Below are 6,050 nucleotides of genomic sequence, written 5' to 3' on the forward strand. Positions count from 1 at the left end.
GCCCCCGTCCGCCCGCGTTTCCCGCCCACCGCCGGGCCACGGAACAGCGCCGGGCCATGACCCGCCCCGGGCCGCGCGGCGACGGCCGGTCTACGACCTCCCCACCCGGCACGTACACGGCGTGCGTCCATCCGCTACGCCCTTGGTCGTAGCGCCGTCTTGCACTTTCGCCGACAGCTCCGGCGGACGGGCCCCTGCCACTGTCGCCCGGCCGCGACGTGTCCGTAGCTTGCTCACGTCTCCACCACCACCTCCTCCGTCCGATCCGCACCGATCGCCGAAACGGACCCCCACATGACGATGGACCCAGCGCCGGCGCCCGGTACACGTGTCGCCGTCCGCACCCGGGAGGACCGCCGCGCCGGGCGCGCCGGGTGGCGGATGAGCCGCACGGCGTGGCGGCGCCTGCTCACCGTGGCGTTCTCGCTGGCCGTGGTCACCGGGGTGGTCCTCGCGCTGCGGGACCAGGACTGGTCCGCACTCGCCGGGCTCTTCCACGGCGGTTCGGCCGTGGCACTGCTGGGTGCCGCCGTCGTCAGCGCGGCCGGCCTGCTGTGCGGCACCCGGTCCTGGCTGCTGACGCTGTCGGCCGTCGCGCTGCCGGTACCGGGAGCCGCCGGAGTGCGGATGTTCTTCGTCGGTTTCCTGGGCAAGTTCGTCCCCGGGCGGGTGTGGGGCCTCATCGCCCAGATGAGGATGGGGGAGCAGGTCGGGGCGACCAAGAGCCAGATGGCGGGGACCTACCTGGTCAACCTCGTGATCGTGCTGCTCACCGGAGGCGCGGTCGGGCTGCTGGTCGCGCCCACGCTGCTGGCGGACGGAGCCGGGTGGCTGCTGCTTCCCCTGGCGCTGCTGCTCGTCCTGGTCGCCCGGCCCGATCTCATCCACGTCCTGGCCGGGCTGGCCGCCCGGCTCGCCCGGCGGCAGCCGCCCCCGTCGCCGGGGAGGCCGGGGAACCTGCGGCTCGCCATCGTCCTCCAGACCCTCGCCTGGGTCCTCTCGGGCGTGCATCTGTGGGTGATCGCGGTGCTGCTGGGAGCTGATCCCGCGGCCGCCTTCCCCGTCGCGGTCGGCGGCTTCGCCCTCGCCGTCGTCGTCGGGTCGGTGGCCGTGTTCGCCCCCGACGGTGTGGGCGTGCGGGAGCTGCTGCTGGTCCCGGCGCTGGCCACGGTGCTGCCGCTGCCGGCCGCCGTGGCCGCCGCCCTCGCCAGCCGCGTCCTGACCCTCGTCGCCGAACTCGCCACCTCCGGAGCCGCCCTGGGCGCTGTCGCGCTCCGGGACCGTTCCGCCCCTGCCACACCCCTGCGAAAGGAGAGCACCGTATGACCGAGCTCATGAGCATCGAGGACGCCGAAGGACTGTCCGTCGACCAGGTGCACGACCTGTACCGGCGGTACGTCAACAAGAGCCAGGTCTCCCTGATGACCTCGTTCGGATTCGGCCGGGAACTCGTGGACCGCGCCGAGGGGGTCTACGTCCACACGCGGGACGGCCGCAGAATCCTCGACTTCACCGGTGGCGTCGGGGTCCTGAGCCACGGTCACAACCATCCGCGCATCCTGGAGGCACGCCGGCGGTTCGCCGAACGCGGCCGCATGGAGGTCCACAAGACGTACTTCTCGCCCTACCTCGCCGCGCTGTCGCACAACCTGGCGGCCGTGCTCCCCGGCGACCTCGACATGTCCTTCCTGCCCAACTCGGGAGCGGAGGCCGTCGAGGGTGCGGTGAAGCTGGCGTACAAGTACCACGGGGGCAAGCGCGGGACCATTCTGCGCAGCGACATCAGCTTCCACGGCAAGCTCCTGGGCTCGGGCAGCCTCACCGGCAGTTCGCAGAACCACTTCGCCTTCCCCGGCATCCCCGGCGTGGCCAGCTTCACCTACGACGACCTCGAATCCGTGCGGGCCGCCGTCGAGGCGAGCCGTGACGCCAAGGGGAAGTCGGACGTCTACGCGCTGCTGATCGAGCCGTTCAGCGCCTCCACCATCCGGTGGTGCTCCGAGGAGTTCCTGCGCGGGCTGCGGGAGCTGTGTACCCGCGAGGACATCGTTCTCATCTTCGACGAGATCTACAGCGGCTGGGGCAAGACCGGAACGATGTTCCACTTCATGCGCCACCCCGGCCTGGTGCCCGACGTGGTGACGACCTCGAAGTCCTTCGGGGGCGGCAAGTCCTCCATCTCGGCGTACGTCGCGCGCCGGCCGGTCTTCCACCGGGCGTACGAGAACCTCCAGGACGCGCTGCTCCAGAGCACCAGCACCACCTACTACGGCTTCGGCGAGGAATGCGCCACCGCCGTCGAGGCGATCAACATCGCCGTCGAGGAGGACTTCCCCGCCCGGGCCCGGGCCATCGAGAGCGTCCTGGGCCCCGGCCTGGAGAGGATCGCCAAGGAGCACTCCGACATCGTCACCGAAGTCCGTGGCGCCGGGGCGCTGTGGGGTTGCTTCCTCGGCAGCCCCGGAATCCTCGACCTCGTGGCGAAGGCGGCCCCCGGCGGGCTGGCCAAGGACCCGCAGTTCGGCACCAAGCTCGTCGCCTGCGCCGTCGTCAACGCGCTCTACCAGGACCACGACACCTACGCCTACTACACCCTCAACGGGAAGAACCCCCTGGTCGTCGGCCCGCCGCTGGTCGCCACCACCGACGAGGTGGAGCTGTTCCTGGAACGGCTCGACCGCACTCTCGCGGCCGGACTGCCCCGTCTGGTCACCCGCTTCGTCCGGCAGAAGGTGTCGTCGCTGTGGTGAGGACGGTGGTGGTGACGGGCGGCAGCGGGATGCTCGGCGGCAACCTGGTCCGGTCGCTGGCCGCGGCCGGGACGCGGGTGCGCAGCCTCGACCTCCGGCCGCCCGTGGAAGAGGTACCCGGCGTCGAGCACCTGACCGCGGACGTGCGGGACGCCGACCGGGTGCGCGCAGCCCTGAACGGCGCCGACGCGGTGGTGCACACGGCTGCGGCGCTGCCCAGCTACCCGGAGGGCGAGATCCGCTCGATCATCGTCGACGGCACCCGCTGCGTCCTGACGGCGGCTCAGGAGACCGGCCTGGAACGCGCGGTGCACATCTCCTCCACCGCCGTCTACGGGCTCCCCGACACGGTGCCCACCACGGAGGACCACCCCCGCCGTCCGGTCGACGCCTACAGCCGCGCCAAGGCCGGCGCCGAGGAGGTCGCGGAGGAGTTCCGGGCCCGCGGGCTGTGCGTTCCCGTCCTGCGGCCCAAGACCTTCGTCGGCCCCGGCCGCATGGGCCTGTTCGCGATGCTCTTCGAATGGGCGGAGGAGGGCCGGAACTTCCCCGTGCTGGGCCGCGGCGACGTACGCATCCAGATGTTCGCCGTCGACGACCTGGTCGACGCGGTCGCCGCGACGCTCGTCGCCCCCGCTTCGGTCGCCGACGACACCTTCAACCTGGCGGCGGCCGAGTTCGGGACCCTGCGGGAGGACTTCCAGGCCGTGCTGGACGCCGCCGGCCACGGCAAACGGGTGGTGTCCATCCCGGCCGCCCCCGCCGTTCTCGCGCTGGACACCCTCAGCCGGCTGCGGCTCTCGCCCGTGTACGGCCGGCTGGTCCACAAGCTGCGTGCCGACTCCTACGTCAGCATCGACAAGGTGCGCGACGCGCTCGGCTGGACGCCCCGGTACTCCAACCGGGACGCCGTTCTCGGCACCTACCAGTGGTGGCGTGAGAACCGGGCCACCACTCCGACGCCCGGAGCCACCGGGCGGACCAGCCGCGACCCGTGGAAACAGGGCGCTCTGGGCCTGGCCAAAGCCTTCTTCTGAGCGAGGAGACCATCGTGACGACGAACGCCGACCAGCCCCTCGACACCGCGATACCTCTCGAAACCGCCGGTCCTCTCGACACCGCCCGTCCTCTCGACACCGCCATGGCCCGGGACGCGGCCATCGCCCGCGACACCGCCGTCCCGCTCGACACCGCCCTGGCCAGGGACACGGCGCCGCTGCGGATCCCCGACCAACCCCCACCCGCGCCGCAGCCCGCCGCGCCGCCCGACGGCCGGCGCCGCGGCCTGCCCCGGGCACTGCTCGCCCTCGTCCGCCCCGGCCAGTTACCGAAGAACCTGCTGGTGGTACCCCTCGCGCTCCTGGACACCGAGGCCGCACCAGCCGGGCTGCTCCCGCGCATCGCCTGGGCCATCGTGCTCTTCACCCTGGCGTCGTCCCTGGTGTACGTCTGGAACGACCTCCACGACCGCGACCGCGACCGCCGCCACCCCACCAAGCGCCACCGGCCGATCGCCTCCGGAGAGGTCGGGGTACCGGCCGCCGTCGTCTTCGGCACCGTGCTCGCCCTCGCCCTGGTGGCGGCGGCGCTGCTCGGTCCGGTCACCGCGTGGTGGCCCGTCGCCGTCTACCTCTGCCTCAACGTCGCCTACAGCCGCGGCCTCAAGCACGTCCCGCTGCTGGACGTCTTCCTGGTCGCGGCCGGATTCGCCCTGCGCGTAGTCCAGGGGCACCTGGCCGCCGGCACCGGGATCCGCGGCTGGATGCTGGTCTCGGTCTTCTCCCTCTGCCTGATCTTCGTCCTCGGCAAACGCAGACACGAGATGGACACCGGCGGCGTCTCCCACCGGCCGGCGCTGCGCGGGTACTCCGTCCAGTACCTCGACCACCTGATCGTGCTGTGCTCCGGCGTGACCATCACGACCTTCCTGATCCACCTCCAGCAGTCGGTCGGTGCCGGGCTCGCCGACCTCGCCGTGTTCGGCTCCGCGCCCTTCGCGCTCTTCGCCATGGCCAGGTACCTGCAACTCCTCCAGGTCCACAGCGGCCACGGCGGAGAACCCACCCGCATCCTGGTGCGCGACCGCGCCATGGTCGTCAACTCGCTGCTCTGGGCGCTGCTGCTCGGCGGCACGCTCCTCGCCACCCACCGTTAGCCACGTCCTCCAGGAGGCACCGTGTCCCGACCCCTCGTGTCGGTCGTCATCCCCAACTACAACTACCGCGACTCGATCGGGCTGTGCGTCGACGCGGCCCTGCGGCAGACCTACGAGCCGCTCGAAGTGATCGTGGTCGACGACCACAGCACCGACGACTCCCTGGAGATCGCCCGCCGGCGTGACGTGACCGTTCTCCAGACCCCACGCAACAGCGGCGTCGCCGTGGCCCGCAACACCGGTGCCGCCGCCGCCAGGGGCGAGGTGCTGTTCTTCGTCGACTCCGATGTCGCGCTGCGTCCCGACGCCGTGGAGAAGGCCGTCGAGGAGCTGCTCGCCCACCCCGAGTACGGCGCCGTGTGCGGCATCTACGAGGACCAGCCGCTGATCCGGGACAGCGTCGTCGAGGAGTGCCGGGTGCTCCAGGCCTACTGCTGGCGCATGGAGTCGCTGGGCACCGTCAGCTTCCTGTTCTCCTCGCTCACCGCGATCCCCCGGAGCGTCTTCCAGCGGGTGGGACCGTTCAACCCGCGGCTGCGGCAGACCGAGGAGGTCGAGTACGGCGAGCGGATGTCCGAGCACTACCAGATCCGGGTCACCCCGCACGTCCTCGGGCGGCACGACGACGACCACAGGCTGCTGCCCCTGCTGCGCAAGCTCTTCCGCCGCGCCCGGCTGAGAGTTCCACTGTTCGCCCGCCGACGGCGGTTCGCCAAGGGCTTCGAGACCGCCTCGCGGTCCCTGGCCGCGGTGGCCGCTCTCGGCGCGGTCGTGACCCTGCCGCTCGTCCTGGCCGGCCCGGTCTGGCTGCTGGTACCGGTGGCACTGGCCGGGCTGTCCGTCGCCGGCGACCCCTCGATGTACCGCTACGTCCTCAAGCGCCGCGGACCGCGCTTCCTGGTGGTCTTCACCGCCGTGGCCTTCGCCACCAACGTCGCCATCTCGACGGGGATCGCCGCCGGGGCGTTGCAGTGGCTGGTCTCCGCCCGGTTCCGGCGGCTGTACGACACCCCGTGGTCGCCGGAGCGGGAACGCACACCCGGGGCGGACGACGCGCTGTCGGAGCAGAGGCCCGGGACGACGGCGTGAGCACGGCCGTCGACGCGCTCCGGGGGAAAGCGGGCCCGGGGAGGGCGGGTCCGGGG

5 protein-coding genes are annotated in these 6,050 nt (G+C 72.0%); all 5 read left to right on the forward strand.

All coding sequences use genetic code 11. The features are described 5' to 3' along the window. Positions 1 to 294: 294 nt before the first annotated feature. Genes E0D90_RS22760 through E0D90_RS22775 form a run of 5 tightly spaced genes read left to right on the forward strand, consistent with a single transcriptional unit; the run spans position 295 to position 5,994 of the window. A complete protein-coding gene (locus tag E0D90_RS22760) occupies positions 295 to 1,326 on the forward strand; it encodes a lysylphosphatidylglycerol synthase domain-containing protein (RefSeq protein WP_130799882.1) in 1,032 nt (343 codons plus the stop codon). Next, entirely contained in the window at positions 1,323 to 2,750 is a 1,428-nt protein-coding gene (locus E0D90_RS28085; protein WP_227870419.1) for an aspartate aminotransferase family protein, read from the forward strand. The genes E0D90_RS22760 and E0D90_RS28085 overlap by 4 nt, the downstream gene beginning before the upstream one ends. Next, complete coding sequence (locus tag E0D90_RS22765; protein WP_227870420.1) at positions 2,744 to 3,787, forward strand: NAD-dependent epimerase/dehydratase family protein; 1,044 nt, start codon at positions 2,744 to 2,746, stop codon at positions 3,785 to 3,787. The genes E0D90_RS28085 and E0D90_RS22765 overlap by 7 nt, the downstream gene beginning before the upstream one ends. A gap of 14 nt (positions 3,788 to 3,801) precedes the next feature. Continuing rightward, positions 3,802 to 4,905 carry a UbiA prenyltransferase family protein gene (locus tag E0D90_RS22770; RefSeq protein ID WP_227870421.1) on the forward strand — a complete coding sequence of 368 codons (1,104 nt, stop codon included), beginning with the start codon at positions 3,802 to 3,804 and terminating at the stop codon, positions 4,903 to 4,905. A 21-nt stretch (positions 4,906 to 4,926) separates the two neighbouring features. Then, entirely contained in the window at positions 4,927 to 5,994 is a 1,068-nt protein-coding gene (locus E0D90_RS22775; RefSeq protein ID WP_130799884.1) for a glycosyltransferase family 2 protein, read from the forward strand. Positions 5,995 to 6,050: the final 56 nt, after the last annotated feature.

The organism is Streptomyces otsuchiensis (assembly GCF_004305975.1).
GTDB lineage: Bacteria > Actinomycetota > Actinomycetes > Streptomycetales > Streptomycetaceae > Streptomyces > Streptomyces otsuchiensis.

Bases quoted from the DNA above. Each gene is read 5' to 3' on its own strand.
- E0D90_RS22760 (WP_130799882.1), top strand. From the start codon at position 295: ATGACGATGGACCCAGCGCCGGCGCCCGGTACACGTGTCGCCGTCCGC.
- E0D90_RS28085 (WP_227870419.1), top strand. From the start codon at position 1,323: ATGACCGAGCTCATGAGCATCGAGGACGCCGAAGGACTGTCCGTCGAC.